We start from the raw sequence: 24,850 nt of genomic DNA on the forward strand, positions 1-24,850 counted from the left end.
AGTCGTGGCCTCGGCAGCACACCGGCGATGAACGGGAGACCGCTATGTCCAGCGCGCACCGCACCCCTGGCGCCACCGCCCGCACCAGCGTCCTGATCTCCGGCGCGAGCATCGCCGGGCCCGCCCTCGCCTACTGGCTCAGCCGGTACGGCTTCGCCGTCACCGTCGTCGAGCGCGCCCCCGCGCTGCGTACCGGCGGCTACAAGGTGGACATCCGCGGCGTCGCCATCGAGGCGGCCGAGCGGATGGGCATCCTGGCGGACATCCGCCGGGCCAGTACGGACATGCGGACCGGCGCGTATGTGAACGGCGACGGCAAGCGGGTGGCCACGGTCCCCGCCGACATCTTCGGCGCCCGCACCGACGGCGACGACGAGATCATGCGCGGCGAGCTGGCCCGCATCGTGTACGAGCGCACCCGCGCGGACGTGGAGTACGTCTTCGGCGACTCGATCGCCTCGCTCACCGACGACGGCGCGGGCGTGGACGTCACCTTCGAGCGGGGTGCGCCGCGCCGCTTCGACCTGGTGGTGGGGGCCGACGGGCTGCACTCCACCGTGCGCCGCCTGGCCTTCGGCGACGCAGCACGTTTCGTACGCCATCTCGGCGCCTACATATCGGTGTTCACCATGCCCAACGAGCTGAACCTGGACCGCGAGGAGGTGTACTACGCCGAGCCGGACAAGCTGGTCTGCGTCTACAGCTCGGCGGGCGAGCGGACGGCCAAGGGCATGCTCTGCTTCCGCGCGCCGCGGCTGGCCTACGACCACCGCGACACCCAGCGCCAGCGCGAGCTGCTGGCCGGGGCGTTCGCGGGCTCCGGCTGGCTGACCCCACGGCTGCTCGAAGCCTCCCGCCAGGCCCCCGACTTCTACTTCGACGCGATGCAGACCGTCGAGATGGACCGCTGGTCCACGGGCCGCACGGTACTGCTGGGCGACGCCGCGCACTGCGCCTCGCCCGCCTCCGGCCAGGGGACGGGGATGGCGCTGGTCGGCGCGTACGTCCTGGCCGGTGAGCTGGCGGCCTCGGACGGCGCCCCCCGGACGGCCCTCGCGCACTACGAGGCGGCGATGCGCGGCTATGTCACCGTGAACCAGGCGATGGCGCGGAAGATGATCGGCGAGATCACCATGAGCAGCCGGGGCAAGATCCGCTTCCGGCACGCGATGCTGCGGATGCTGCCGCACCTGCCCTGGAAGAACCTCGTCGCACGGAAGATCGCGGAGGATGTGCAACGGGGCGCCAACGCCATGACGCTGCCGTCGTATGCGCAGGTCCGGGCTTCCGCCCCTGTTGCCCAGGGGTAGCGCCCCCTAAGGGGCGCGGGGAACTGCGCGACCAGCCCGATTCGGCCCGCAGCCAACCGACCGCACCCAGCGGAGCGCCTACGCTGCCGGACATGGCTGCCACCCCACCCGAAGACAACACCGCCCGCTTCCGGGACCTGCTGCGCACGCTGCGCGTATGGGAGGGCGAGCTGCCCTCCGTCGACCCGGACCCGGCGCACGCCCCGGCCGATCCGCTGCCGCTCTTCCGCCGCTGGCTGCGGGAGGCCGCCGAGGCGGGCGTACCCGAGCCGCACACCATGACGCTGGCGACGGCGGACGAGGCGGGCGATCCCTCCCTGCGGACCCTGATGCTGCACGACGCCGACGAGCGCGGCTGGCACTTCGCCTCGCACCGCGGCAGCCGCAAGGGGCGCGAACTGGCCGCCCGCCCCCGGGCAGCGCTCGGCTTCTACTGGGCGGCGGTCGGCCGGCAGGTACGGGTGCGCGGGACGGTGACCGCGGCCGGTCCCGAGGAGAGCGCCGCCGATCTGCACCGGCGCTCACCGGGGGCGCTGGCCGCGGCCCTGGTCGGCCACCAGAGCGAAGTCCTTGACTCCTACGGCGAGTTGGAGCGCGCCTCCGAGGTGGCGTGGGAGCGGGCCCGGCGCGAACCGGACGCCCCCGTACCGAGCTGGACGCTGTACGTGCTGCGCCCCGAAGAGGTCGAGTTCTTCCAGGGCGATGCCCGGCGGCGGCATGTGCGTCTGAACTACCGTCGTACCGAAGATGGTTGGCAGCGCGGGCTGCTGTGGCCGTGAGGTGGTCGGCCGCGGCGGGGCCCGGCCGAGGGGGATGAGGACGGCATGGATGTACGCCGACGCGCCCGGGAGGCGAATGCCGCGCGCTACGCCGGAGGGGACGAGGTCGACGCGTACCTGAAGGACCGCTATCACTCCCTGCGGCTGGAGCTGGCGGTGCGGATGCTGGACCGCCACTGGCACCGGCTCAACGGGCGGCGCAAGGACCCGCGGATGGTGGAGATCGGCGCGGCGGGCGGCGCCACCTGCGAGCTGATGCGCGCGCGAGGGCTGGGGCCGGTGGCCGCCGACGCCGATCACGAGGCGCTGCGGGCCGCCCGCGCCCGGGGGCTGGACGCGGTGCAGCTGGACGCGACCGAAGGGCTGCCGTTCGGCGACGGGAACGTGGACGGGCTGCTGGCGGGCGAGCTGATCGAGCACCTCTACGACCCGCACGACTTTCTGGTGGAGTGCGCCCGGGCACTGCGGCCCGACGGCGTCGTGGTGCTGACCACCCCCAACCTCGCCGCCGTACAGGACCGGGTGATGTTCCTGCTCGGCCGCTCGCCGCGGCACGTCGACGCGCACCACGCCTACCGCAGGCTGCACATCCGGCAGTTCACCCACAGCTCACTGCGACAGGCGCTGGTGCGGGCGGGGCTGCGGCCACTGGAGGTGCAGGCGAACTTCGTGGTCTGGCGGCGCGGCACGACACGCCACCAGTCACGCGCGCTGGCGCGTATCTGGCCGGGGGGTGGCGCGGCGCTGATCGCCGCGGCCACCCCGATGGGCGGCGGCAAAGGGCGTACTACTCCAGGTAGTTGATCTCGCCGGGTGCGAACGCCGGGGTGAAGACCGTGTAGAAGGCGACCTCGCTGTCACCCGCGTTGACGATGCTGACCGGGGTCTTGGTCGGCACCTGGACGTAGACGGGGCCGTCGGCGTCGGTGTCGTAGGTGCGCTGCGGCCAGTCCTGCCCGGTCAGCCGGAACCGGCCGCGGTAGACGAAGATGATCTCGTCGCCGTTGTCCGGGCGCTGGTGGAGGTGGAGCGTCTGCGCCTCGTGCGGCGCCACGAAGGCCACGGTGGCCGAGGCGCGCGGGGTCGCGGCGAGCAGCACCCCGCTGATGTTCTCCTCCGCGAAATCCATCCTGGGCTGTTCGTCCACGACGACGACGGCGGGCTTCGCCGGTCCGGCGGACGGTGCGGGTGAGGTATTCATCGATCCCCCTTGTGTCGAAATCAGCAGCACGGCACACCCGGCCATGCGCGACAGGTCATACAGCCTCATCGAGTACCGCCACCAGGTCGTCCAGTTCCGGCCACCCGGCGGACCAGGGGTCCGCCTTCCGTACGGCGATGATCCGGCGCAGCGCCGGGGACACCTGCGACAGCGCCTGGCGGCAGTCCTGCCGGGAGCCCGCGCGATGGCGCCACAGATCCACGATCGTGTACAGATTGAGCCGCCAACTGCCCCGGTCCGTCTCGGTGTCGAGCTGATAGGTCAGCCGGCGAATGGTGCGTCTGCACTGCGGCAGGCCCTGGTCCGCGTCCGGCCGCAGCGGATCGAAGGGCTGATCCCCGAAGAACGTCAGATGAAATCCCACATTCACGTCGTTCTCCGGTGTGCGGCCACCGGCGATGCGCTCGCGGCGCAGCATGTCTATATACGCCGAGACATACTCATGGTTTCCACCGATCGCCAGGCCGATCGCGATACCGCGCCTGGTCCACGCATCCGACTCCTCGTCCATGATCAGGACGAGCTGCTCCGCCGCTCTCGGCGAGGCCATGGAGCCGAGATAGTAACAGAGTTGGGCCCGCGCGATACGCGCCCTGCCCTCCTGCGTCGTATGCACGGACGCGCCACGGGAACGGTTCATACGGTAGGCGGCAAGGCAGTTGTCGGCGATCACGGACGACAGCCGGCCCGATCCCCCGGCCCGGTCGATGTACTCCTTGAGGAACTCCGACACCTCGGCGCTCAAGTGGCGCCGGAACAATTCCGCGACCCGTACGGGACCGCTGACCATCGCATGGAATATCCCGCGCGCCACCAGGTACTCCTGGAACGACTTGTGCTCGAAGCGCAGTGTGCCGGGGTCGATCGAGGCGAAGAGACCCGTGTCCGTCTGGAGCAGGCTGTGCGTCCGCAGGTCCTCCACGACGTCCGCGGTGGAGACGCCGGGCGGGCGCTGGGCGCTTCCCGCGATCAGCAGTTCCAGCTCGCCCTGGGTGAAGGGGGGCGCCTGGATGTCGCCCAGATTTCCCTCGTCGTAGAAATGCCAGGCGATCTGTTCCAGATATTCCGCCTTCCGGGTGTGGGTGAGGACGCTGCCGCCCTTGCCCGCCTCGCTCACCAACAGCCGCTCCACATAGGTGTGGTAGAGACCGAGCAGGGTGGTGGCCTGGCCGAGCCGGTCACGACTGGGGCCCAGCAGGTCCAGTGCCATGTTCAGACGCAGCGGCACACTGCACATGGCGGCCAGGCTCGTCGACTGGTCCAGGTGCCTGCGGAATCGGTCCAGCATTTCCGCGCCACGCGCCGCCCCGTACAGCCTCGCGTAGTACTTCTCGCAGTACTCCAGCACGTCCTCGGAGCGCCAGGGCAGCAGATGGATGGAGGTCAGCCAGCTCACGTCCGGGAGCATCGCCAGATTCTGCTCGTAGTACAGCGTCCGGCAGCAGATCACGCCCGCCTGCCGGAAGAGGAACCGGCGCATCATCGAGTCGACGACGAACGGCGGCTTGCCCGCGAGGAATTCGTCCAGCGAGTCCAGGATGATGAACGGGCGCAGCGCCTCGGACCCGTCGCCGTCCGCCGTCAACACCCCCGGAGAACTCGCCACTTCGTCCAGTCGCGCCTGGGTCCACTCCTGCGATCCGAATTCGCTGTCCGCTCCCTGGTCGCGGTATTCGCGCAGATCGATGAGGATCGGGACGGTGGTGCTGCGGCGCTGGATGAACAGGGCCGCCAACTCCTGGAACAGCGCGGTGGAAAAGGTGCTCTTTCCCGTTCCGGGAGGCGCGATGGCCAGCATGCGGGCGCGGCCGCGCACCGGACCGGGCGGCTCTGCGCCCGGCTGTCCGTCCGCGTGCCCTCCCGCGTGCCCTCCCGCGTGTTCGCCCGCCTGTCCGCCCACGCGTTCGCACTGCGTGATGATGTGGGCGACCGGGTCGAAGATCTCCGCCTCGGCGGCAATGCTGTACGACGCGCGGAAGGGCACCAGGATTCCCTCGTCGCCGAAGAGGTCACCGACCCGGATCTGCTGCGAGCCGCTCACTCCTCGGGCGGACTGCTCGTTGCGGAAATTCCTGAGCCGGGCGATCAGGCGGGGCGGCTGGGGCGATTCCCCGTCCGGGGGCGGGGCGGGCGAGCCGGTGGCGTACGGGTCGGCGTACGGGCTCTGCGCGGCGGGCGCCCCGTTGGCGTACGGGCCCTGCGTACCGTGCACATTCGCATTCAGGGTGCGCAGGGAGAGGCGGCCCTCGGTGAGCGCGTGGGGAAAGGCGGCCAGCAGGGTCGCGCCCGGAATGCCGCGGCCGCCACCCGCCAGCCGGCGGTCCCGGGTGGTGGTCATGAGCCCGCACACCGCCTGTGTGCGCAGACTGAGCAGCGGCGCGCCACTCATTCCGGGGCGCACCTGGCCGCCCTTGAACTTCAGCAGCGGGCGCCGGGACTGGGTCAGCCCCTCGTATTCCACGGTGACCGAATCCCCGTCGGCGTATTCGTCGGTGTAGCCGAAGCTGTAGATCTGCTCGCCGAGTTCCATCGCCGGATCGATCGGAAGATGGCGGTCGCTGACGGGGGCGGCGAAGCGGATCACCGCCAGATCGTCCTCCGTGGACCAGCTGACACGCTGGTAGTCGAGCGGGAAGGACCGGCCGAGCCACACCAGATATTCCGCCGAGGGCTTTCCGGACGCGGCGAACAGCACATGGGCGCAGGTGACGACGAGATCGTCGCGCGCGAAGAATCCGGTGCCCTGTGTCGCGGCGCCGTGGACGCGTACCGTGCACGACCGGAAATAGGCGATCGCCTCGCGCTGGCTCGCCACGACGGTATGCCGTGCTCAGTCGGAGAGTTCGACGGTCACCTTGAGACTGGCCACGGCGCTGGCTTTCATCAGCACCGCCACCAGACTTCCCGAGTCGACCCCGAATCCCACCCCGAATTCCAAGGTGACCTTGCGGCCGGGGAGATCGGCCAGGGTGTCCATCACCGTCGTGGCCAGTTCCTTGATGTCCGCGATGACTTCTGCGACCGGCGGCGGGCGCCAGGCCACCTGCTCCTCACCGCCGAGATCCGTCACCGCGATCTGGATCTCCCGGCCGCTGGGCAGGGTGGCCGGAATGACCGTGGGCAGGACGTCGTCCATGGCGTGACCTCCGTGGGTGGCCGGGGCGCGTCGGGTGGGCGGGGTGGTGACGGGTGAAGGGAGGGGCGGGGTGCGTCGGGCGGTCGGGGTTACGCCGGGGGTTGTGCCGGGTGGCAGGGGCGTGAGGCCTGGGGCGTGGGGCTGTCGTCGGGCGTCCGGGGTCAGCGCAGGCCGTGGCCGCCGTCGACGACGAGTTGCTGGCCGGTGATGAAGGCCGCCGCCGGACTCACCAGGAAGGCGACCGCCCCGGCGATCTCCTCGGCCGTGCCGAGGCGCCCCAGCGGGGTCTGCTCGATCACGGCGGCGACCAGTTCCTCGCCCGCGGCCCGGGTCATATCGGTGTCGATGTTCCCCGGCTCCACGACGTTGACCCGCACCCGCGGCGCCAGCTCCTTGGCGAAGGCCCGGGTCAGCGCCACCACTCCGGCCTTGGCCGCCGAGTACGCAGCGATCGGGGCCGCCGTGATGTGCCCGTACGTGGAGCCGATGTTGACGATGCAGCCGCCCTGCTCCTCCAGCAGCGGGGAGAACTCCCGTACCGTCTCGAAGACGCTGGTCAGATTGGTGTCCAGGGCGCTGCGCCACTCCTGCTCGGTGGCCTTGCGCCAGTCGCCGGCGAAGGTGGCCCCGGCGTTGTTGACCAGTACGTCCAAGCGCCCGAACTCCTCCCGTACCGCCGCGCCCAGCTGACGCACCTCGGCCGGGTCGGCGACATCCGCGCGCACCGCGACCGAGGCGGCGCGCCGGGACAGCTCGTCGGCGAGTTCCTTGGCCCGGTCGGCGGACTCCCGGTAGTTGATCACCAGGTGAAATCCCTCGCGGGAGAGGCGCTCCGCGACCGCCCGGCCGATGCCCCGGCTCGAACCGGTCACCAGAGCCACCTTTTCTGCGCCCATGGTCTCCCTTTCCCGAAGAATTCCCGAGTCAGCGTACTGGCGTGGCCAGTTGGCCTCAAATTACGGACGGTTTACAGATGGCGGACACGCATATTGAGGTATCGGCGGATACGTAGAAAAGCGCAGGGTTTCTGATGCCGCACTCTGGCGGCCCTTCGCATTCGAAGGCTAGAATATCGAACATTCACCCCATAGAATCCGGTGGATTGCAATTCGGGACGTACCGAATTGAGGTAGGAGTTCAGTCGGCCTCCGTCCGTATGCCAGAGGTGCCGTGCATGCCCAGCCCTTCCGCGTACGAGGAATTCATCAGCGATGCCGGACGGATCTTGCAGATGTGCTGGCGGGAGCGGGCACCCACGATCCTCAAGGCGGCGGAATCGTGTCCGGCCCGCTGGCACCCCAACGGCTTCGCCGTATTCCATCTCGGCCCGGTCATAGAGGAGTTGTCCTGGGTCCGGCTGCACGCCTGGCCGAGGCGGCGGCGGGTGATCCGCAACTGGGGACCCCGCATCCACTGCCACGGCTGGCACCTGGCCAGCCACGTCATCCAGGGCACGTACCGCGACGAGATCTACCAAGTACGCGCGGCCGAAGAGGAGTTGGACGAGGGCGCGGCCGACGGCTGGCGCGAGGTCTTCTACCACTACGCCGACAACGCCCCCGACGAGACCGACCTGCTGCACTCGATGCACCGCACCGCGCAGATCCGGCTGGAGAGGTCACGGACCGTCGCGCCGGGCACCCAGCACGACATACCGTCCGGCGTCCTCCACGACACCGTCGTCCCCGACCGCGAGATGGTCGCGACGCTGGTCACCCGCTCGCCCAGGATGGGGCGTTCGCTGGTGGTGGGGCCGGTGGAGTACCGGGAGGTGGTGCGCTACCGGCGGCCGGAGGTGTCGGACGACGTACGGGAGGAGATCCTGCGGCAGGTGCGGGTGTGAACTGCCTTGGTGGGGCAGAGGTGATGGCGGGGCAGGGGATGACGGCTGGCGGTTGAGGGGATAGGGGTGAGGGGTGAGGGATCAGAGGATGGCGGGTCAGTGGCTGGCGGTTGGCGGTTGACGGGTCAGCGGACTGCGGTGGCGGGCGGGGGTGCGTACGACAGGAGGTCGCCGGTGGGGCGTACCCAGCCGTGGTCGGCGAAGATCCGGGTGGCCGCCGCGCGTACGGCGGGCTCGGCGCGAGCCAGGCGTGTCCAGGACTCCGGGTCGGGGCCCAGGAGTTCGCGCAACGCGGGCGAGGCGGCGAGCAGGCCGCTCAGGAGGGCGCGCTGATCGCCGCCGCCCGGGAGGGGTGTGCCGCCGGGCCGGTCGGTCAGTACGCCGCGCGCGCTGACGTAGAGGTACGCGCCGGGCAGCGGCTCGCCGGAGGGCAGCCGCATCGGGAAGTCCGTGCCGGGCAGCAGCACCCTGCGGTAGTTGGGGAACTCCGTGTCGTCAACTGCCTTGAGCTGTACGGAATCCAGCCAGGACAGCACCAGCAGGGTGCGCGCCGCCGGGTCCGCGTACGGGGCGCCGGCGACGTATCCGCACCGGCCGATGTGCCCGGAACAGCCCACCGCGATACCGCCGACCTCCACGGGGACCATGGGGACCAGGGCGGGCAGGCCGCGCCCGGTGAGCTTGTGGTGGACCTGCGCGGGCGAGGCGTTGGAGCCGACGGCGAGGACCGGGTGGCGGCGGGCGGTGGCGGGGTGGCCGAGGGAGGCCAGGAGCTGATCCAGAGAGGGCGGTCGCCCGCCGGACCCGGTGTCGCGTACGAGCCAGTCGCCCAGGGGGCGTTCGGCGACCCGCAGCCGCAGGAGGGAGCCCTCGGCGAGCAGCGCGGGCTCGGTGACCGGGCGGCCGGGGTAGGTCAGCGGCTGCAGCGCGGGCACTTCCGCGAAACCGAGGGCGGACAGGGTTCTGTCGGGTGGACTGAGGAGCTTCTCGTCGCCGGCGTGCGCGTTGGTGGCGTATGCGCCGCTGTCGCGCGCGCCGCTGTCGTATGCGTTGCTGTCGTAGCTGTTGTATGCGTTGCTGTTGTATGCGTTGCTGTCGTACGCATCGCTGGTGACCGGCACCGGGTGAGGCTATCCGAGGTCCGGGCGGAAGATGGGGACCGAAATACCCTCCTGGGCGCGGAAGGCGGCCCGCAGCGGCGCGCCGATGCGCAGGTGCCCGGCGTCGCAGCCGACGATCTCGGTCATCATGCGCGGCCCCTCGGCGAGGTCGACGACCGCGGCGGTGTAGGGGACCCGGGACCCGAAGGGCGGCAGGTCGTTGCGGTGCACCACGGACCATGTGTAGAGCGTGGCCCGGCCGCTCGCCTCCTCCCAGACCACGTCCTCGCTCCAGCAGTGCGGGCAGAACTCGCGGGGGTAGTGGTGCGCGGCGCCGCAGCCGGCGGCCCGGCAGCGGCGGATGAGCAGCCGTCCCGCGGCTGCCGCCTCCCAGTAGGGGCGGGTGAAGGCGTCGATCTCGGGGAGGTCGTGGCGCGCTGCGGCCGGTGGCCCGGACTTCGTGGGGTTCGTCGGCTTCCTCTGCATGGCCGGTGCCCTCCCGGGGCTCGTATCTGACGGTACGTCAGTCCAGCGGACGGCGGCCGGATAGCGCAAGAGGACGGTCACGATCGGCCATCATGGCGCCCCGCACCGGCGACACGCGGCGGCGGCGGCACTACCCTCACCGGCATGCCGGACTCCGCCGATCACCTCAACTCCCTTGCTCCGCCCCAGGTGTACGTCATCGGAGCCGGTCCGGGAGGGCTGGCCACCGCTGCCGCGCTGCGCGAGCGCGGGGTGCGGGCGGTGGTGCTGGAGAAGTCGGACGCGGTGGGCGCCTCCTGGCGCGGGCACTACGACCGGCTGCGGCTGCACACCACCCGCAGGCTCTCGGCGCTGCCGGGCCTGGCCATCCCCCGGGCGTACGGGCGGTGGGTGGGGCGGGACGACGTGGTGCGCTATCTGGAGCGCTATGCGCGGCACCACCGCATCGAGGTCGCCACCGGCGTGGAGGTGCGGCGCGTCGACCACGCCGAGCGGTCGGGGTGGCTGCTGCACGCCAACGGCGGGCGGGTGCTCACGGCGCCCGTGGTCGTGGTCGCCACCGGTTACAACCACACCCCGCACCTCCCCGACTGGCCGGGCCGCGAGAGCTACGCGGGGCACCTGCTGCACGCCGCCGACTACCGCAACGCGCGCCCCTACACGGGCCGCGACGTCCTGGTGGTGGGCACCGGCAACACGGGCGCGGAGATCGCGGTCGATCTGGTGGAGGGCGGGGCGGAGCGGGTGCGGCTGGCGGTGCGTACGGCGCCGCACATCGTGCGCCGCTCGACGGCGGGATGGCCGGCCCAGGCCACCGGGATTCTCGTACGGCGGCTGCCGCCGCGCGCCGTGGACCGGGCGGCGGCGACCATGCGCCGCCTGACCGTCCCCGATCTGACGCCCTACGGGCTGCCCTCCCCCGACAGCGGCCTGTACTCCCGCGTCCTTGAGGGCGCGATCCCCGTCCAGGACGTCGGCCTCATCGACGCCGTACGCTCCGGCACGGTCGAACCCGTCGCCGCGGTACGGTCCTTCGACGGGAGCACGGTGCACCTCACGGACGGCACCGCCATCACCCCGGATGCCGTCATCGCCGCCACCGGCTACCGACGGGGCCTGGAACGCGTGGTCGGCCACCTCGGCGTACTCGACGCCCGCGGCCGCCCCCGCGCCCACGGCCCCCGCACCCTCCCCACCGCCCCCGACCTCTACTTCACCGGCTTCACCAACCCCATCAGCGGCATGTTCCGCGAACTCGCCCTGGATGCCCGCCGCACCGCCCGCGCCATCGCCCGTGAACGCAGTCCGAGCTGTGGGCATGCGTGCCGCTGAGCGCTCCGCTGGAAGTGCGGTCATGAACCCGCGGGCCGGCGGGGGCCGGTCGCGCAGTTCCCCGCGCCCCTTAGAACCCATCTTTGAACTGCGAGCTTTGGGCATTGGTTACTGAGAGGCTCGGTCCGCAGGACACTCAAGGCAGAGCTTGGGCTCAGGCCGAAGACCGTGTCCGGACCGGAGCGCGATGGTCGTCAGCGTTGCCCGGCGTCGAGGGCAGTGAGGCCGCCACGGACGGCACCAGCCGTCTTGTCGAGTTGGTCTCGTTCCTGGACGCGCCAGTCAGCATCAATGCGAAAGGGGTCACCTGTGAAGCGGGGAAAGACATGCAGGTGCAGATGGAAAACTTCCTGGAAGGCTGCTTCCCCGTCCGCAAGGAACAAGTTGACGCCCTCACATCGCAAGCCTGATCGGCGCAGTGCGCGTCCGAGCTGATGCGCAACTTTCCAGACCTGGACACCGACGTCCTCCTGGAGATCTTCCAGTCCCACCGCGTGTGCCTTGGGGATGACTAGCAAGTGGCCTGGAGTGACGGGCTGGAGATCCATGAAAGCGATCACCGATTCGTCTTCGTGGACGATGCTGGCGTCCGCCTGACCTCTCGCTATTGCACAAAAGATGCATCCGTCGTCCGTCACCGTCTGTCCCCTCAAGACCCGAGTACCTCGTGCCGCTCACAACATCAGAAGCGGCACACGGGCGCGAGCGACTTTCACCCCACAACATCTGGCAACTCTCCCCGTTACCACCCCTCACTGCACCCACGCGACCCATCAACTTGGGCTGCTGGAAGGCGTCCTGCCGCGGCCGCTGAACAACGTCATAGCCACCTTGATGCTCAGGCGCGGTGATCAGACGGCCTGAAGGGCTGCTGTCGGCCGGGGAGCCGCAGACGTTGGGTAGGCGGGCTGCTTGGTGAGACGACGCGACATGAGCGTGATGGCGGCGAGGGTGAGCACCTGCTCGGAGTGCTCGGGCAGGGTCTCGTAATCGCGCACATTCCGGCGCGCGTGCAACAACCACGCCAGCGACCTCTCAACCACCCAGCGCCTCGGCAGGATCACGAACCCCTGCGCCCCCTTTGGCCTGGTCACGGTTTTGATCGTCAGGTGGAGGAAGGTCTTAGCCCAGTCGACGAGTGTGCCCGCGTAGGCCAGATCGGCCCAGACGATGGTGATCTCGGGGTGCATGAGACGGAGCCGGAAGAGGGCTTCGCGGGCGGCGACGCTGTCGTGCATATCGGCCGGGGTGACCATCACGAACAGCGGCAGCCCCTTGAGGTCCACGATGATGTGTCTCTTCCGGCCCGGTGTCCTTTTCCGGCGTCGTATCCCGACGTGGAGCGCGGGACGGTGGCGGCGACCTTGACGGACTGCGAATCGATCACCGCCGCCACCGGGTTCGGGGACGTACCCATCGCGCGCCGGACCCGGCGCCGCAGCTGGTCACGGATGAGGTTGAAGACCCCAGCGGCGGACCAGCGGCTGAAGAACCCGAAGACGGTCTTGAACGGCGGGTAATCCTGGGGAAGTGCGGCCCATTTGCAGCCGGTGTCGACGAGATAGCGCAGGGCATCGACAATCTCGCGTCGCGGATGGGCCTCGGGCCGGCCGCCGCGCGGAGTCTGGCAGGCCGGCACCGGCAACAACGGCTCGATGAGAAGCCATTCGAGGTCGGTGGTGTCCGAGGGATACCGGCGCCGGCGCATGACGTCCGCCCCCGTCAGGCGATCAGGTCAAGGGTGGACTCCACGGAGTTGAGCTGGGCGACGATGTGCCGCACCCGCTTGTCCTCCGGATCCAGGGCGGCGTGCGGGGCGATGGTGCCCGTGATCAGGCGGCGGACCTCGGTGAGCAGCACGTGCACCCGCGCCGTTTCGTAGGTCTCCAGCTCGTTCGGGTCCGCGGTGAACTGATAGCCGTCCGCACGGGTGTAGATCACCGGTGGCCATCCCTTCTTGCTGATGATGTCGCGCATCATCGCCATTCCCGACTGCACTTGGCTGCGGGTAAGTTCGGTGGCCCGCATCAGCTGGGGCATGTGGAGACCTGCCGGGCGGGCCTGCATGAGTGCTCTCCAGATCACTTCCGCGTGCTCGCGTGCCGCATCACCCCGGTGCCGTGACCGGGGCATTCCTACTCGCCTCGCAGGAGTTTCGCGAGTTCTTCGTCGACGTCGACCTGGCCGGTGTCCACGGCAGTGAGGATCCACTCGCAGGTGGCCCGGACCCGGTCGACGTTGCGGTGCACGGTGTCGCGTTCGTCATCGGAGAAGCGGCGCTCGCGCAGTGAGGGGACGATCCGCCCTGTGGCCGCGACGAACCGCTGACAGGCGCCGACCAGGTCCAAGAACTCCAGCGCGTGGTTGATCCGCCGCACGGTCGGCTCGAACGGCTCCGGGGCGTCTTCGAGCTGCTGCTCGTGGGCCTCGCGCAGCTGACGGGACTGCTCGACCTGAGCGTGATTTACCTGGTGACGAGCCGTCTTATCGGTCATGGCTTTGAACGCCACCGCCGGACGCCTCAGCAGATCGGTCGCCACCTGCGCGGCGACCTGCTCGTCGGCGACCAGGTCGTGCACAGCCTCGATCTTCTCCTGCGCCGTCTCTGGGCCCGGACCGTGATACCCGACCCGCTGCCGGGAGGTCTCCGGCGTCCATCGGCGTTTGCCGGTCCGCTCGTCCAGCGGCGGATTCTTGATCGCCGCCCACCGCTCCTCAGGATCCGAGATCGCGGCGAGCACCTTGTGGGTGCTGAAGGCCACCCCGGCGCACCGGTGTCGCTCGGGCCACCGACTGGCCACCCACCGATACTCCTTGATCGTGTTGTAGGGGACGTCGATGTCTTCCGACAGCCGGTGCAACCATGCCGACACCCCGAATAAGTCGTCCCCCGCGGACCGGCCGCCGTGTTCCTGCATGGGAACCACTTCCAGGGCGCCATCGCCGATGATGAACGAACTCTTCGACAACTTCTCAGCTGCCTCGCGCAGCCGTTCCACGATCTGCTCGTACCGGTCAACGCTGACGTTGCCGACCATCTCCGAACTCGGCACCACACCCACCCCCTGCCAGGCCGGAGCACGGCACCCGTGGCCGTAAAGGGGAACTCCGGCCCGCCCGATAGGGGGCAGAATCCGCCCGCCAGCGAGTGCCCGAAAGGCGCGCCACCGCGGCGCGTGAAGCGTGCGAAAGCTCTCCGCAAAGCCTCTGCCGAACTACCGAGAGCGGAGAGCCCTGTGCACACAGAGCCCTCCACCGTGGCGCCTGTACGAGATCAGCTGAGGTTCAAAGATGGGTTCTTACGGGGCACGGAAGCGCACCGGACTGCGACTGGCAGCCGCCGCCGGACTCCAGCCCTCAGTGAAGCTTTACCGTGCACCCCCATTCCTGACGAGTCGTCAGTTCAGTAACCTGACTGGGCGTCAGTTAAGTTGGCCGTCACACAGAGCGGGCGTCAGCGATGCTTGGATCGACTCACGGCACCCTCACCACACACTCCAGCCCCACCCGCGCCGTGGCCTGCGCGGAGCACCCCGCCCCGGCCGCCGTCCACAGCACGGCAGGTCCGTACGCCGAGGCAGGCAGCAGAGGCGGCCACGGGGGCGGGGGCGGCGGCACGGACCGCGACCTGGACGTCAGCGGCCGCCCCCTGCACGCCCCCGTCCCCGACCTGGACCGCTTCTTCCGGCCCGAGGCGCTGGCCGTCGTCGGCGCCTCCGACAGCGAGGGCCGTCCCAACACCGGCATCACCCGCCGGCTGATGGCCTGGGCCGAGCGCGTGGGCGCCCGTCTGTACCCGGTCAATCCGGGCCGCGAGAGCGTCTTCGGTGTGCCCTGCTTCCCCTCCGTCCCCGACCTGCCCGAACAGGTCGATCTCGCCGTACTGCTGGTCGCCGACCCGGCGGCGGTCATCGGTGAACTGGCCGACGCCAAGGTCAAGTTCGCGGTCGCCTTCGCCTCCGGCTTCGCCGAGACCGGCGAGGCGGGGGCGGCGTCCCAGGACCGGCTGGCCCAGGCCGTACGGCGCTCCGGGATGCGGCTGCTGGGGCCGAACACCAACCTCAACGCCTTCGAGGAGTTCCGCGAGGACCTGCCCGGCCCGGCCATCGCCCTGATCACCCAGTCAGGCCACCAGGGCCGCCCGGTCTTCTCCCTTCAGGAACTGGGCATCCGCCTCTCGCACTGGGCCCCCACCGGCAACGAGGCCGACTTGGAGACCGCCGACTTCATCTCCTATTTCGCCACCCGCCCCGAGGTCGGGGCGATCGCCGCGTATATGGAAGGGCTCAAGGACGGGCGCTCCTTTCTGCTCGCCGCCGACCGCGCGGCCCGTAACAAGGTGCCCGTCGTCGCCGTCAAGGTCGGCCGCACCGAGACCGGCGCCCGCACCGCCGCCTCCCACACCGGCAAACTCACCGGCACCGATGCGGTGGTGGACGCGGCGATGCGGCAGTTCGGGGTGATCCGGGTGGACGGGCTGGACGAGCTCCAGGACACCGCGGCCCTGCTGGCCCGGGCCCCCAGGCCCACCGCCGAGGGGGTCGCCGTCTATTCGATATCCGGCGGCACCGGCGCCCACTTCTGCGACCTGGCCACCGCCGCCGGGCTGCAGCTGCCCACGCTCTCCGCCCACAAGCAGGCGGAGCTGCACCAGTGGATCCCCGACTACCTCAGCGTCGCCAACCCCATCGACAACGGCGGACACCCCGTCGGCGACTGGCGCGGGCGCCGGATCATCGACGCCGTCCTGGCCGACCCGGACGTGGGCGTACTGATCTGCCCGATCACCGGCCCCTTCCCGCCCATGAGCGACAAGCTGGCACAGGACCTGGTGGACGCGGCGGAGGAGACCGACAAGCTGGTGTGCGTGGTGTGGGGCTCGCCGGTGGGCACCGAGCACGCCTACCGCACGACCCTGCTCGGCTCCTCGAAGGTGGCGACCTTCCGCACCTTCGCCAACTGCATCACGGCCGTCGGCGCCTACCTCGGCCACCACCGCTTCACCGCCGCCTACCGCTCCCCCTTCGAGGACGCCCCGCGCGCGCCGTCCCCGTCCGCCCGCAAGGCGCGGGCCCTGATGCGGCCGGGCGAACAGCTCAGCGAGCACGCGTCCAAGCAGCTGCTGCGGGCCTACGGCATCAGAGTGCCGCGCGAGCAGCTGGTGACCAGCGCGGCGGCGGCCGTGCGCGCCGCGGGACTGGTCGGCTACCCCGTCGTGATGAAGGCCTCCGCGCCGCAGCTGGCGCACAAGACCGAACTGGGCCTGGTCAAGATCGGTCTGACCTCCGCCAGCCAGGTCCGCGACGCCTACCGCGAGCTGAGCGACATCGCCCGCTACGAGGACATCGACCTGGACGGGGTGCTGGTGTGCCAGATGGTCGAGCGGGGCGTGGAGATGGTCGTGGGCGTCACCCAGGACAGCCTCTTCGGGCCGACGGTGACCGTGGGCCTGGGCGGGGTGCTCGTCGAGGTCCTGCGCGACGCCGCGGTGGGCGTACCGCCCTTCGGCGAGGACCGGGCCCGCGCCATGCTCGCCGAACTGCGCGGCCACGCCCTGCTGGAGGGGGTCAGAGGCGCGCCCCCCGCCGACGTCGACGCGCTGGTGGAGGTCGTCCTGCGGGTGCAGCGCATGGCCCTCGAACTGGGCGACGCGATCCATGAGTTGGACATCAACCCCCTGATGGTGCTGCCCCGCGGCCAGGGCGCGGTCGCACTGGACGCGCTGACGGTGTGCCGCTGAGCCACCGGGGTCCGCGCGGCGCCGTCCGGCCACCGCGCCACCCCCGCCGTCACCCGCCCACAGCCGCGCCCGAATCCGCGTCCGCACCCGAATCCGCGTCCGCACCCGTGCCCAAGCCCAAGCCCACGCCCACGCCCACGCCCACGCCCACGCCCACGCCCACGCCCACAGCAGCATTCCCACCCGCCGTACGACCTGGAGTGTCTTCTTCATGACGCCCTCCCCCGAGGCTCGTCCCGACCCTGCCGACTCCCGCGATCCCGCCCTCTCCGGCGACCCTGCCAACTCCCGTGATCGCACTGATTCCTTGATACTCCACGCCACTGACAACGGCGTCTCGTGGATCACCCTCAACCGCCCCGAGGCGCTCAACGCCCTCACCCGTGACCAGCGCGAACGCATCATCGCGCGGCTCGCGCAGGCCTCCGCCGACCCGGCCGTACGCGCCGTGGTGATCACCGCGACGGGCCGGGGGTTCTGCGCGGGCGCCGATCTGCGCGGCGGCCCCGACGCGGCGGCCGAGCGGGTGGCCGGCGACGTCTCCCGCATGATCCGCGACGGCGCGCAGCGCTTCATCGCGGCCGTACTGGACTGCGAGAAGCCGGTGATCGCCGCCGTCAACGGCACCGCGGCGGGTATCGGCGCCCATCTCGCGCTGGCCTGCGACCTCGTACTGGCCGCCGAATCGGCCACGTTCATCGAGGTGTTCGCGCGGCGCGGGCTCGTACCGGACGGCGGCGGGGCGTATCTGCTGACCCGCCTGCTGGGGCCGCGGCGCGCCAAGGAGCTGCTGTTCTTCGGCGACGCGGTGTCCGCCGCCGAGGCCGAGCGGCTGGGGATGGTCAACCGCGTGGTGCCGGACGGGGAGCTGGCCAAGACGGCCCGCGCGTGGGCCGAGCGGCTGGCCGCCGGCCCGACCCGCGCCCTCGCCCTGACCAAGCAGCTGGTGAACGCCGCGCTGGACACCGACCGCCCGGCCGCCTTCGCCGCCGAGGCCGCCGCCCAGGAGATCAACATGACCACCGCCGACGCGCAGGAGGGCGTCGCGTCCTTCATCGAGCGCCGGGCGCCCGTCTACCGGGGGCGCTGACCGGCGTACGAGGGGGCGGCGTATGGCGTACGAGGGGACGGCGCACCGGCGGCGACGACCTACGGGGACAGCACCGGCGGAGACAGCACCAGCGGAGACAGCGACCTGCGGGAACAGCACCAGCGGGGACAGCGACTTGCGGGGGCAGCGACCCGCGGGAACAGCGACCGGCGCGGTGAAGGGCCCGCGGCCTGTCGCACCGACAGACCCGGGCCCTGTTGCCCCCGTAACTCCCCCGTACTTCCCCAGCACTCCCCCGTTCCCCCGTTATGGCGCTGGGGCGCGACGGCCGCGTACCGACTGGGAGCCTGCCGGGTATCCGCACACCCGGGGTCCCGGTGATGCCCGGCAGAACTCCCGTCGGTACGCGCACCGTTCACCCGGTACACGAGGCGGACCCGCGGCCCGTATGACACGCCTCTATGTGACCTGCATCACATGTCATCGGCGGTGCAGGTGCGCACCTCGCGCGTATTGCGGGTGCGCACCCCCGGCAGCCACCCGTCCACGCCCTCGGCCGTCCTGACCAGGTACCAGCGGGTGGAGGTGATGCCCTCCTCGTCCCGGACGAGCGTGCCGTCGGTGACCACGCAGCGGGCGGCCAGCGGGTCGCCGTGCCAGACGCGGCCCGCGGCGTTGTCGGGCGCGGCGTACTTCGCGCGCGGGTCCTTGGCCAGCCGCAGGGCGCACTCCAGCGTGCGCGAACCGCGGCACGCCACCTCGCTGTTGTAGACCTTTATCGGCACGGTCGTCCCCGGACCGGACGGGCCCGGCTCGGGCGCGGCGGGCCGCACCAGCCACCACACGCCCAGCGCCACGACCGCGACCGCCGCGGCGACCACGACCGCGAAGAGGGCCGAGCGCCGCCGCTTCACGGAGAGGGGAACGACCGCGGGAGCGCCGTCGGCCCGGCTGCTCTCCTGGATCCGCGCCCACAGCCCCGGCGGCATCTCGATGGCCGCGTCGGCCGCGCGCAGCGCCTCGCGCAGCGCCGCCTCGGCCTCGTCCCGCCCCGCTTCGGCGGGACCGGCTCCTCCCGTAGAGCGCCGCCCCATGGCGTCACTCACCTCCTTGTCCGCCGTGCCGCGTCTGCGCCAGATACGCCCGCAGTGCGTCCAGGGCCCGGGTGCGGTGCCGGGCAGCGGTCCCGCGGTGCACCTTCATGATCTTCGCGGCCTGGTCGATGGTGTACCCGTCGAGGTCGACGAGGATGACGATCCCGGCCTGGCGATGCGTCAACCGCCCGAGCAGGCGCACCGCTTCGAGCTCGGCGTGCCGGCGCTCCACCCCGCCGTCCCACCCCCCGGCGCCGCCAGGGCCGCCGTTCCCCGTCTCCGCGCCCTCGACCGCCTCCAGCTCGTCGACCAGCACCTGCCGCCGGTCCTTGCGGTACGCGTCGCGGGCCACGCTCAGTACGGCCGTGAAGGCATAGGCGTACGGCTCGGGGTGCGTGAGCAGGCGCTGCGGGCGGGCGGCGAGCTTGAGATAGGCCTCGTGCACGACATCCTCCGCGGACTGGCGGGTACCTGCCAGCATGACCGCCCTGCGGTACAGCCGCGGCAGCAGGCCGCAGAAGACCTCGTCGAAGTCCGCCGACGCGTCCGAGGAGGGGGCTGACGCGTTCGGACATGATGGAGGTGTGGCATCGGCCATGTACCGGAACTCTCCGCGTGGTGCGGCCGCGGGCGCGGCCGACGGGGAGGCTACCCGGCGCAGTACCGGACCAATCGGCTCCCCTCGCCGGTACCCCGAGTGCGCCGCACACCTTCACATCTGACGCTGCATCAGATTGAATGAGGCCATGATGGGACACGCCGGTATGGCAGCCACGGCCGTGCGGTATCTGCGCTCGGTCGGCGCCCCCACCCGGGCCGCCGCACCCGCGCCCGCACCCGCGCCCACCACCGAGCGCCCCCGCCCCGCGCTGCGCGCCGTACGCGAGGACGAGCGCGCCCCCCTGGACCCGGCCGAATTCCGCGCGGTCCTGGGCCACTTCGCGAGCGGCGTCACCGTCATCACCGCGCCCGCCGCGCCCGACGACGCGCCGGCTGCCCCCGCCGGCTTCGCCTGCCAGTCCTTCGCCTCGCTCTCCCTGGACCCGCCGCTGGTCGTCTTCATGGTGGCCCGTACGTCCACGACCTGGCCGCGCATCGCCCGCGCCGGCGTCTTCTGCGTCAACGTCCTGGGCGCCCACCAGGGCGAGCTGTGCCGCGGCTTCGCGGTCAGCGGGGGCGACAAGTTCGCCGGCGTGGCCCACACCCCCGCGCCCGTGACCGGCTCACCGCGCCTTATCGGCGTACCGGCCTGGATCGACTGCACGATCCAGACCGTGCACACCGGCGGCGACCACCTCCTGGTCATCGGCCGGGTCGCCGCCCTGGGCACGGACGAGACGGCGGCCGGGGAAGGCCCCCTGCTCTTCCACCGGGGCGCCTTCGGCCGACTCGGGACCGCCTGAGGAGGGCGCGCGTACGGCCTCGCGCCACGCGGCGGAGCCGCGCACCGACACAGAGCCCGCGCCTCTTACGGGGCGCGGCGCCGTCACCTCCCTGAAGCCCTCAGGCCCCCGCGAGCCCCGCCGCGCCGCCCCGCCGCCGCCGGATGACCAGTGCCATCAGCGCCGCCATCGCCCACAGTGCGCCCGAGGCGTACCAGACGGGGTCGTACGTGCCGAAGGCGTCGCGGGCCAGGCCGCCGAGGGAGGCGATCACCGCGGCGCCCACCTGGTGGGAGGCCAGGACCCAGCCGAAGACGATGGCGCTGTCCTCGCCGTAGTGCTCGCGGCACAGGGCGATGGTCGGCGGGACGGTCGCCACCCAGTCCAGGCCGTAGAAGACGACGAAGAAGATCATCGGCGGGTGGAGGGAGTCGGCCGGCAGGATGGGCAGGAACATCAGGGCGACACCGCGCAGCGCGTAGTACGTGGCGAGCGGGCGGCGGGTGTCGAAGCGGTCGGTGAACCAGCCGGAGGCGATGGTGCCGACGACGTCGAAGACCCCGATGACCGCCAAAAGCGAGGCCGCGGCCGTCACCGGCACGATCATCAAAGCCCGGCTCGCGATGGCCACGGCAGCCCAGGTCAGCACGGGTGCGGTGGCCAGCGCCCGGTATCCGTTCCCCCTCGTCTCTCGCATGGCCGGGGACGTAAACCGTGACACCGTGGCAGGCTCAAAGCCCGGGTGCGGCACACTGGCGCCATGCGAATCGGCGAGCTGTCCAAGCACACCGGGGTCAGCATCCGGATGCTGCGCTATTACGAGGCCCGGGACCTGCTGCGCCCCCAGCGCCACCCCAACGGCTACCGCACCTACACCGAAGAGGACATCCGCCTGGTCCGCCGCATCCGGGCCCTGCTCTCCGCCGGCCTGTGCACCCCGGTGATCGCCCGCGTGCTGCCCACCATCTGCGAACGCGACGGCGTCCTCGTCCCCTGCACCCCCGGCCTGGCCGACGAACTCCGCCTGGAGCGGGCCCGTATCGACCGCCAGATCGCCGATCTGGAGGAATCCCGCCGCACCCTGGACCGCGCCATCGCCGCGGCCCCCCGGCGCACGGCCGGATAGACCCCACGCGATCACGCGCCCGGAGCACGTCGACAGGCCGGGCGGCCCGCAGGATGGTGGAATCGTCAGGAGCGCGGCCGGGCACCTCGACGAGCCGCGGCCAGAGCACGCCCGCCCCGGCAGCCAAGGAGACCACCGTGCCCGCGCCCGAGAGCACCGCGCAGCCTCCCGCCCAATACACGGATCTGCGCGCCCTGTTCATCAACTGCACGCTCAAGCCCTCCCCCGAGGTCAGCAACACCCAGGGGCTGGTCGATATCAGCCGGTCGATCATGGAGAAGCAGGGGGTGCGGGTCGACCGGATCCGGGCGGTGGACCACGACATCGCGGTGGGCGTACGGCCCGACATGACCGAGTACGGCGCGGCGAGCGACGAGTGGCCCGAGCTGTACGAGCGCGTGCTGGCCGCGGACATCCTGGTGCTGGCCGGGCCCATCTGGCTGGGTGACAACAGCTCCGTGATGAAGCACGTCGTCGAGCGGCTCTACGGCTGCTCGGGCGTGCTCAACGACCAGGGGCAGTACGCCTACTACGGCCGGGTCGGCGGCTGCCTGATCACCGGCAACGAGGACGGCATCAAGCACTGCGCCATGAACGTCCTCTACAGCCTGCAGCACATCGGCTACGCCATCCCGCCCCAGGCCGACGCGGGCTGGATCGGCGAGGCGGGCCCCGGCCCCAACTACCTCGACCCCGGCTCCGGCGGCCCGGAGAACGACTTCACCAACCGCAACACCACCTTCATGACCTGGAACCTCCTCCACCTCGCCCGGCTCCTCAAGGACGCCGGGGGCATCCCCGCCCACGGAAACCAGCGCTCGCAGTGGGACGCCGGCTGCCGCTTCGACTTCGACAACCCCGAACACCGCTGACAGGCCGATAGGGCCTGTCGTCAACGTCCCGTCCGGCCTGCGACGCCTGGCCCTAGAACGTCAGCACCGCCCGCGCCACTCTCCCCTCCCGCGCGTCCTGGGCGGCCTTCGCGAAGTCCTCGACCGGATACGCGGCGGTGACCAACTCATCGAGCAACAGCCGCCCTTGGCGGTACAGCTCGGCGTACAGGGCGATGTCCCGCTGCGGCCGCGCGGAGCCGTACCGGCAGCCCAGGATGGACTTGTCCAGATACATCGAGGACACCCTGAAGCTCGCCTCGGCCGTGGCCGGCGGCACGCCCAGCAGCACCGCCTGGCCGTGCCGGTCCAGCAGGTCGACGGCCTGGCGTATCAGCTCGGGGCGCCCCACGCACTCGAAGGTGTGGTCGGCGCCCGTCGGCAGGATCTCCTCGACCGCGGCCACCGTGTCCGCCACCGCGCAGGCGTCCACGAAGTGCGTCGCCCCGAACTGCCGCGCCACCGCCTCCTTCGCGGGGTTGGCGTCCACCGCGACGATCGTCAACGCCCCCGCTATCCGCGCCCCTTGCAGAACATTGAGCCCGATGCCCCCGGCCCCGATGACCACCACCGAGTCGCCCCGGTCCACCTTCGCGCGGTTGAGCACCGCCCCGACTCCGGTCAGCACCCCGCACCCGATCAGCGCCGCCGACGCCATCGGTATGTCCTCGGGGATCTTCACCGCCTGCACGGCCTTGACGACCGTACGCTCCGAGAACGCCGAATTCGACGCGAAGTTGAACAGCCCGTCCGCCCCGCGCCGGAACGGCCTGCCCGGCCTGCCGATCGCCGCCCGGCACATCGTCGGCCGCCCCCGGTCGCACTGCGCGCACGCCCCGCAGTTGGCGAGCGTGGACAGCGCGACATGATCCCCCACCGCCACATGCGCGACCCCCGCACCCACGGCCTGGACCACCCCCGCCCCCTCGTGCCCCAGCACCACCGGCACCGGGAAGGGAATCGTCCCATCCACCACTGACAAGTCGCTGTGGCACAGCCCCGCCGCCCGGATCCCGACCAGCACTTCCCCCGGCCCCGGGTCCCGCACCTCCAGGTCGTCCACGACCCGGACCCGCTCCCCGTCGAAGATCACTCCCCGCATACCCGCCTCACCGCTCCCGCCTGGGAAGGCCGAGCACCCGCTCGGCGATGATGGTGCGCTGAATCTCGTCCGACCCGCCATAGATCGTGTCGGCCCGCGAGAACAGGAACATCCGCTGCCCCGCGTCCAGTTCGTACGGCTCCTCCTCACTCCACTCCCGCGGCCCCACCGCCCCCGCGGCCCCCCTCACCCGCACCGCCAGCTCCCCCAGCCGCTGATGCCACCCGCCCCACAACAGCTTCGCCACACTCGGCGCCCCCGCATCCTCCGCCGCCCCCAGCGTTCGCAGCGCGTTCCACCGCATCACCTTCAACTCGGACCACTGCCGCACCAGTTGATCGCGCACAACCGGATCCCGCACCGCCCCCGACCGCACGGCATCACTCACAACAGACTCCAGCTCCCCCGCAAACCCCACCTGTTGCACCAGCGTCGACACCCCCCGCTCGAACGCCAGCAGCCCCATCGCCACCCGCCACCCATTCCCCGCCCCACCCACCACATGCTCCGCCCGCGCCACCGCCCCGTCGAAGAACACCTCATTGAACTCGGCCGCCCCCGACATCTGCCGAATCGGCCGCACCTCCACCCGCCCCGGCTGATCCATCGGTACGAGCAGAAAGGACAGCCCTCGATGCCGGCGCTCCCCCATCTCCGTACGCGCCAGCACAAAACACCAGTCGGCATCCGCAGCCAACGAGGTCCACACCTTCTGCCCACTGACCCGGTACACACCCCCCTCCCGCTCCCCCACCGTCCGCACCCCCGCCAAATCCGACCCCGCGCCCGGCTCGCTGTACCCCTGACACCACAACTCCTCCCCCCGGGCAATAGCAGGCAAGAACCGCCCCCGCTGCACCTCGTCCCCAAAAGCAATCAACGTGGGCCCCAGCAAATTCTCCCCGATATGCCCCACCCGCCCCGGAGCCCCCGCCCGCACATACTCCTCCCCCCACACCACCTGCTGCGTCAGAGACGCCCGCCGATTCCCGTAACTCCCCTCCCACCCCAGCCCGATCCACCCATCACGCCCCAACTCCCGCTCCCATTCCCGCCGCACATCAAGCCGACCCTTGGAACCAGCAGCAGCGAACTCCCCCACCACATGCCCCGAAAGCCACCCCCGAACTTCCCCCCGAAAGACCTCGTCCTCGACCCCGAACCCGAAATCCATCATCACCACCCCACCCACCCGTCTTTTCCCCCACCCACAACGGGAGGGGGCGGGGCTGCGGGGTGGGGTACTCGGGCGTAAAG

General features: G+C 71.1%; 23 protein-coding genes and 2 pseudogenes. 10 read left to right on the top strand and 15 right to left on the bottom strand.

What is annotated here, in order from left to right; all coding sequences use genetic code 11:
- Window positions 1–44 precede the first annotated feature (44 nt).
- The 3 genes from AC4IJH_RS28320 to AC4IJH_RS28330 all read left to right on the top strand — a co-directional run bounded on the left by AC4IJH_RS28320 (window position 45) and on the right by AC4IJH_RS28330 (window position 2,893).
- Window positions 45–1,310 carry an FAD-dependent monooxygenase gene (locus AC4IJH_RS28320; RefSeq protein WP_490854724.1) on the top strand — a complete coding sequence of 422 codons (1,266 nt, stop codon included), beginning with the start codon at window positions 45–47 and terminating at the stop codon, window positions 1,308–1,310.
- A 92-nt stretch (window positions 1,311–1,402) separates the two neighbouring features.
- Complete coding sequence (locus AC4IJH_RS28325; RefSeq protein ID WP_490854725.1) at window positions 1,403–2,089, top strand: pyridoxine/pyridoxamine 5'-phosphate oxidase; 687 nt, start codon at window positions 1,403–1,405, stop codon at window positions 2,087–2,089.
- A 45-nt stretch (window positions 2,090–2,134) separates the two neighbouring features.
- Window positions 2,135–2,893 carry a class I SAM-dependent methyltransferase gene (locus AC4IJH_RS28330; RefSeq protein WP_490854726.1) on the top strand — a complete coding sequence of 253 codons (759 nt, stop codon included), beginning with the start codon at window positions 2,135–2,137 and terminating at the stop codon, window positions 2,891–2,893.
- Here AC4IJH_RS28330 and AC4IJH_RS28335 read toward each other — a convergent pair.
- From AC4IJH_RS28335 to AC4IJH_RS28350, 4 genes are all read right to left on the bottom strand, one after another.
- On the bottom strand, window positions 2,877–3,290 hold the full coding sequence (locus tag AC4IJH_RS28335) for a cupin domain-containing protein (RefSeq protein WP_490854727.1): 414 nt from the start codon (window positions 3,288–3,290) through the stop codon (window positions 2,877–2,879). The genes AC4IJH_RS28330 and AC4IJH_RS28335 overlap by 17 nt on opposite strands.
- Before the next feature lie 55 nt (window positions 3,291–3,345).
- A complete protein-coding gene (locus AC4IJH_RS28340) occupies window positions 3,346–6,126 on the bottom strand; it encodes a trypsin-like peptidase domain-containing protein (protein ID WP_490854728.1) in 2,781 nt (926 codons plus the stop codon).
- Between the two features lie 15 nt (window positions 6,127–6,141).
- Complete coding sequence (locus AC4IJH_RS28345; RefSeq protein WP_490854729.1) at window positions 6,142–6,447, bottom strand: CU044_2847 family protein; 306 nt, start codon at window positions 6,445–6,447, stop codon at window positions 6,142–6,144.
- 161 nt (window positions 6,448–6,608) lie between these two features.
- The gene (locus AC4IJH_RS28350; protein WP_490854730.1) at window positions 6,609–7,343 is read right to left on the bottom strand and encodes an SDR family NAD(P)-dependent oxidoreductase; all 735 of its coding nucleotides are present in this window, start codon (window positions 7,341–7,343) and stop codon (window positions 6,609–6,611) included.
- A 278-nt stretch (window positions 7,344–7,621) separates the two neighbouring features.
- On the opposite strand from AC4IJH_RS28350, the gene AC4IJH_RS28355 reads away from it, so the two are divergent.
- A complete protein-coding gene (locus AC4IJH_RS28355) occupies window positions 7,622–8,290 on the top strand; it encodes a hypothetical protein (RefSeq protein ID WP_490854731.1) in 669 nt (222 codons plus the stop codon).
- Between the two features lie 125 nt (window positions 8,291–8,415).
- Here the strand turns inward: AC4IJH_RS28355 and AC4IJH_RS28360 are convergent, their stop codons facing one another.
- Together AC4IJH_RS28360 and AC4IJH_RS28365 are read right to left on the bottom strand one after the other, a co-directional pair.
- The gene (locus tag AC4IJH_RS28360) at window positions 8,416–9,411 is read right to left on the bottom strand and encodes a hypothetical protein (protein WP_490854732.1); all 996 of its coding nucleotides are present in this window, start codon (window positions 9,409–9,411) and stop codon (window positions 8,416–8,418) included.
- A 9-nt stretch (window positions 9,412–9,420) separates the two neighbouring features.
- Window positions 9,421–9,876, bottom strand: a complete 456-nt coding sequence (locus AC4IJH_RS28365; protein ID WP_490854733.1) for a Zn-ribbon domain-containing OB-fold protein — start codon at window positions 9,874–9,876, stop codon at window positions 9,421–9,423.
- A 144-nt stretch (window positions 9,877–10,020) separates the two neighbouring features.
- Between AC4IJH_RS28365 and AC4IJH_RS28370 the strand changes: the two genes are divergently transcribed.
- On the top strand, window positions 10,021–11,208 hold the full coding sequence (locus AC4IJH_RS28370) for a flavin-containing monooxygenase (protein ID WP_490854734.1): 1,188 nt from the start codon (window positions 10,021–10,023) through the stop codon (window positions 11,206–11,208).
- 194 nt (window positions 11,209–11,402) lie between these two features.
- On the opposite strand, the gene AC4IJH_RS28375 is transcribed toward AC4IJH_RS28370, so the two are convergent.
- The 4 genes and pseudogenes from AC4IJH_RS28375 to AC4IJH_RS28390 all read right to left on the bottom strand — a co-directional run bounded on the left by AC4IJH_RS28375 (window position 11,403) and on the right by AC4IJH_RS28390 (window position 14,246).
- Window positions 11,403–11,846, bottom strand: a complete 444-nt coding sequence (locus AC4IJH_RS28375; RefSeq protein WP_490854735.1) for an HIT family protein — start codon at window positions 11,844–11,846, stop codon at window positions 11,403–11,405.
- A 213-nt stretch (window positions 11,847–12,059) separates the two neighbouring features.
- Window positions 12,060–12,916 (bottom strand): annotated as a pseudogene (locus AC4IJH_RS28380) (IS5 family transposase).
- Window positions 12,917–12,930: 14 nt separating this feature from the next.
- The gene (locus AC4IJH_RS28385; protein ID WP_490854736.1) at window positions 12,931–13,341 is read right to left on the bottom strand and encodes a RacP protein; all 411 of its coding nucleotides are present in this window, start codon (window positions 13,339–13,341) and stop codon (window positions 12,931–12,933) included.
- Between the two features lie 2 nt (window positions 13,342–13,343).
- Window positions 13,344–14,246: a DUF6192 family protein gene (locus tag AC4IJH_RS28390; RefSeq protein WP_490854737.1), complete on the bottom strand. Its 903-nt coding sequence runs from the start codon at window positions 14,244–14,246 to the stop codon at window positions 13,344–13,346.
- A gap of 422 nt (window positions 14,247–14,668) precedes the next feature.
- Here AC4IJH_RS28390 and AC4IJH_RS28395 point away from each other — a divergent pair, with 422 nt between their 5' ends.
- A complete protein-coding gene (locus AC4IJH_RS28395) occupies window positions 14,669–16,948 on the top strand; it encodes an acetate--CoA ligase family protein (protein ID WP_490854738.1) in 2,280 nt (759 codons plus the stop codon).
- A 211-nt stretch (window positions 16,949–17,159) separates the two neighbouring features.
- Window positions 17,160–18,038, top strand: coding sequence for an enoyl-CoA hydratase/isomerase family protein (locus tag AC4IJH_RS28400; RefSeq protein WP_490854739.1), 879 nt, complete (start codon window positions 17,160–17,162; stop codon window positions 18,036–18,038).
- 434 nt (window positions 18,039–18,472) lie between these two features.
- Here AC4IJH_RS28400 and AC4IJH_RS28405 read toward each other — a convergent pair whose 3' ends face one another.
- Complete coding sequence (locus AC4IJH_RS28405; RefSeq protein ID WP_490854740.1) at window positions 18,473–19,093, bottom strand: hypothetical protein; 621 nt, start codon at window positions 19,091–19,093, stop codon at window positions 18,473–18,475.
- 4 nt (window positions 19,094–19,097) lie between these two features.
- Window positions 19,098–19,691 carry an RNA polymerase sigma factor gene (locus AC4IJH_RS28410; RefSeq protein ID WP_490854741.1) on the bottom strand — a complete coding sequence of 198 codons (594 nt, stop codon included), beginning with the start codon at window positions 19,689–19,691 and terminating at the stop codon, window positions 19,098–19,100.
- Between the two features lie 166 nt (window positions 19,692–19,857).
- Between AC4IJH_RS28410 and AC4IJH_RS28415 the strand changes: the two genes are divergently transcribed.
- Entirely contained in the window at window positions 19,858–20,496 is a 639-nt protein-coding gene (locus AC4IJH_RS28415; RefSeq protein ID WP_490854742.1) for a flavin reductase family protein, read from the top strand.
- A gap of 100 nt (window positions 20,497–20,596) precedes the next feature.
- On the opposite strand, the pseudogene AC4IJH_RS28420 reads toward AC4IJH_RS28415, so the two are convergent.
- Window positions 20,597–21,076, bottom strand: a pseudogene (locus AC4IJH_RS28420) (MFS transporter); the annotation flags it as partial.
- 159 nt (window positions 21,077–21,235) lie between these two features.
- On the opposite strand from AC4IJH_RS28420, the gene AC4IJH_RS28425 reads away from it, so the two are divergent.
- Window positions 21,236–21,601 (top strand): MerR family transcriptional regulator, encoded by a 366-nt coding sequence (locus AC4IJH_RS28425; protein ID WP_490854743.1) that lies wholly within the window; start codon window positions 21,236–21,238, stop codon window positions 21,599–21,601.
- A 137-nt stretch (window positions 21,602–21,738) separates the two neighbouring features.
- A complete protein-coding gene (locus AC4IJH_RS28430) occupies window positions 21,739–22,473 on the top strand; it encodes a flavodoxin family protein (protein WP_490854744.1) in 735 nt (244 codons plus the stop codon).
- Between the two features lie 52 nt (window positions 22,474–22,525).
- On the opposite strand, the gene AC4IJH_RS28435 is transcribed toward AC4IJH_RS28430, so the two are convergent.
- The gene (locus AC4IJH_RS28435; RefSeq protein ID WP_490854745.1) at window positions 22,526–23,593 is read right to left on the bottom strand and encodes a Zn-dependent alcohol dehydrogenase; all 1,068 of its coding nucleotides are present in this window, start codon (window positions 23,591–23,593) and stop codon (window positions 22,526–22,528) included.
- A gap of 7 nt (window positions 23,594–23,600) precedes the next feature.
- Complete coding sequence (locus tag AC4IJH_RS28440) at window positions 23,601–24,767, bottom strand: acyl-CoA dehydrogenase family protein (RefSeq protein WP_490854747.1); 1,167 nt, start codon at window positions 24,765–24,767, stop codon at window positions 23,601–23,603.
- Window positions 24,768–24,850 lie beyond the last annotated feature (83 nt).

The sequence above is a fragment of the Streptomyces sp. UF-297 genome, from assembly GCF_058245575.1.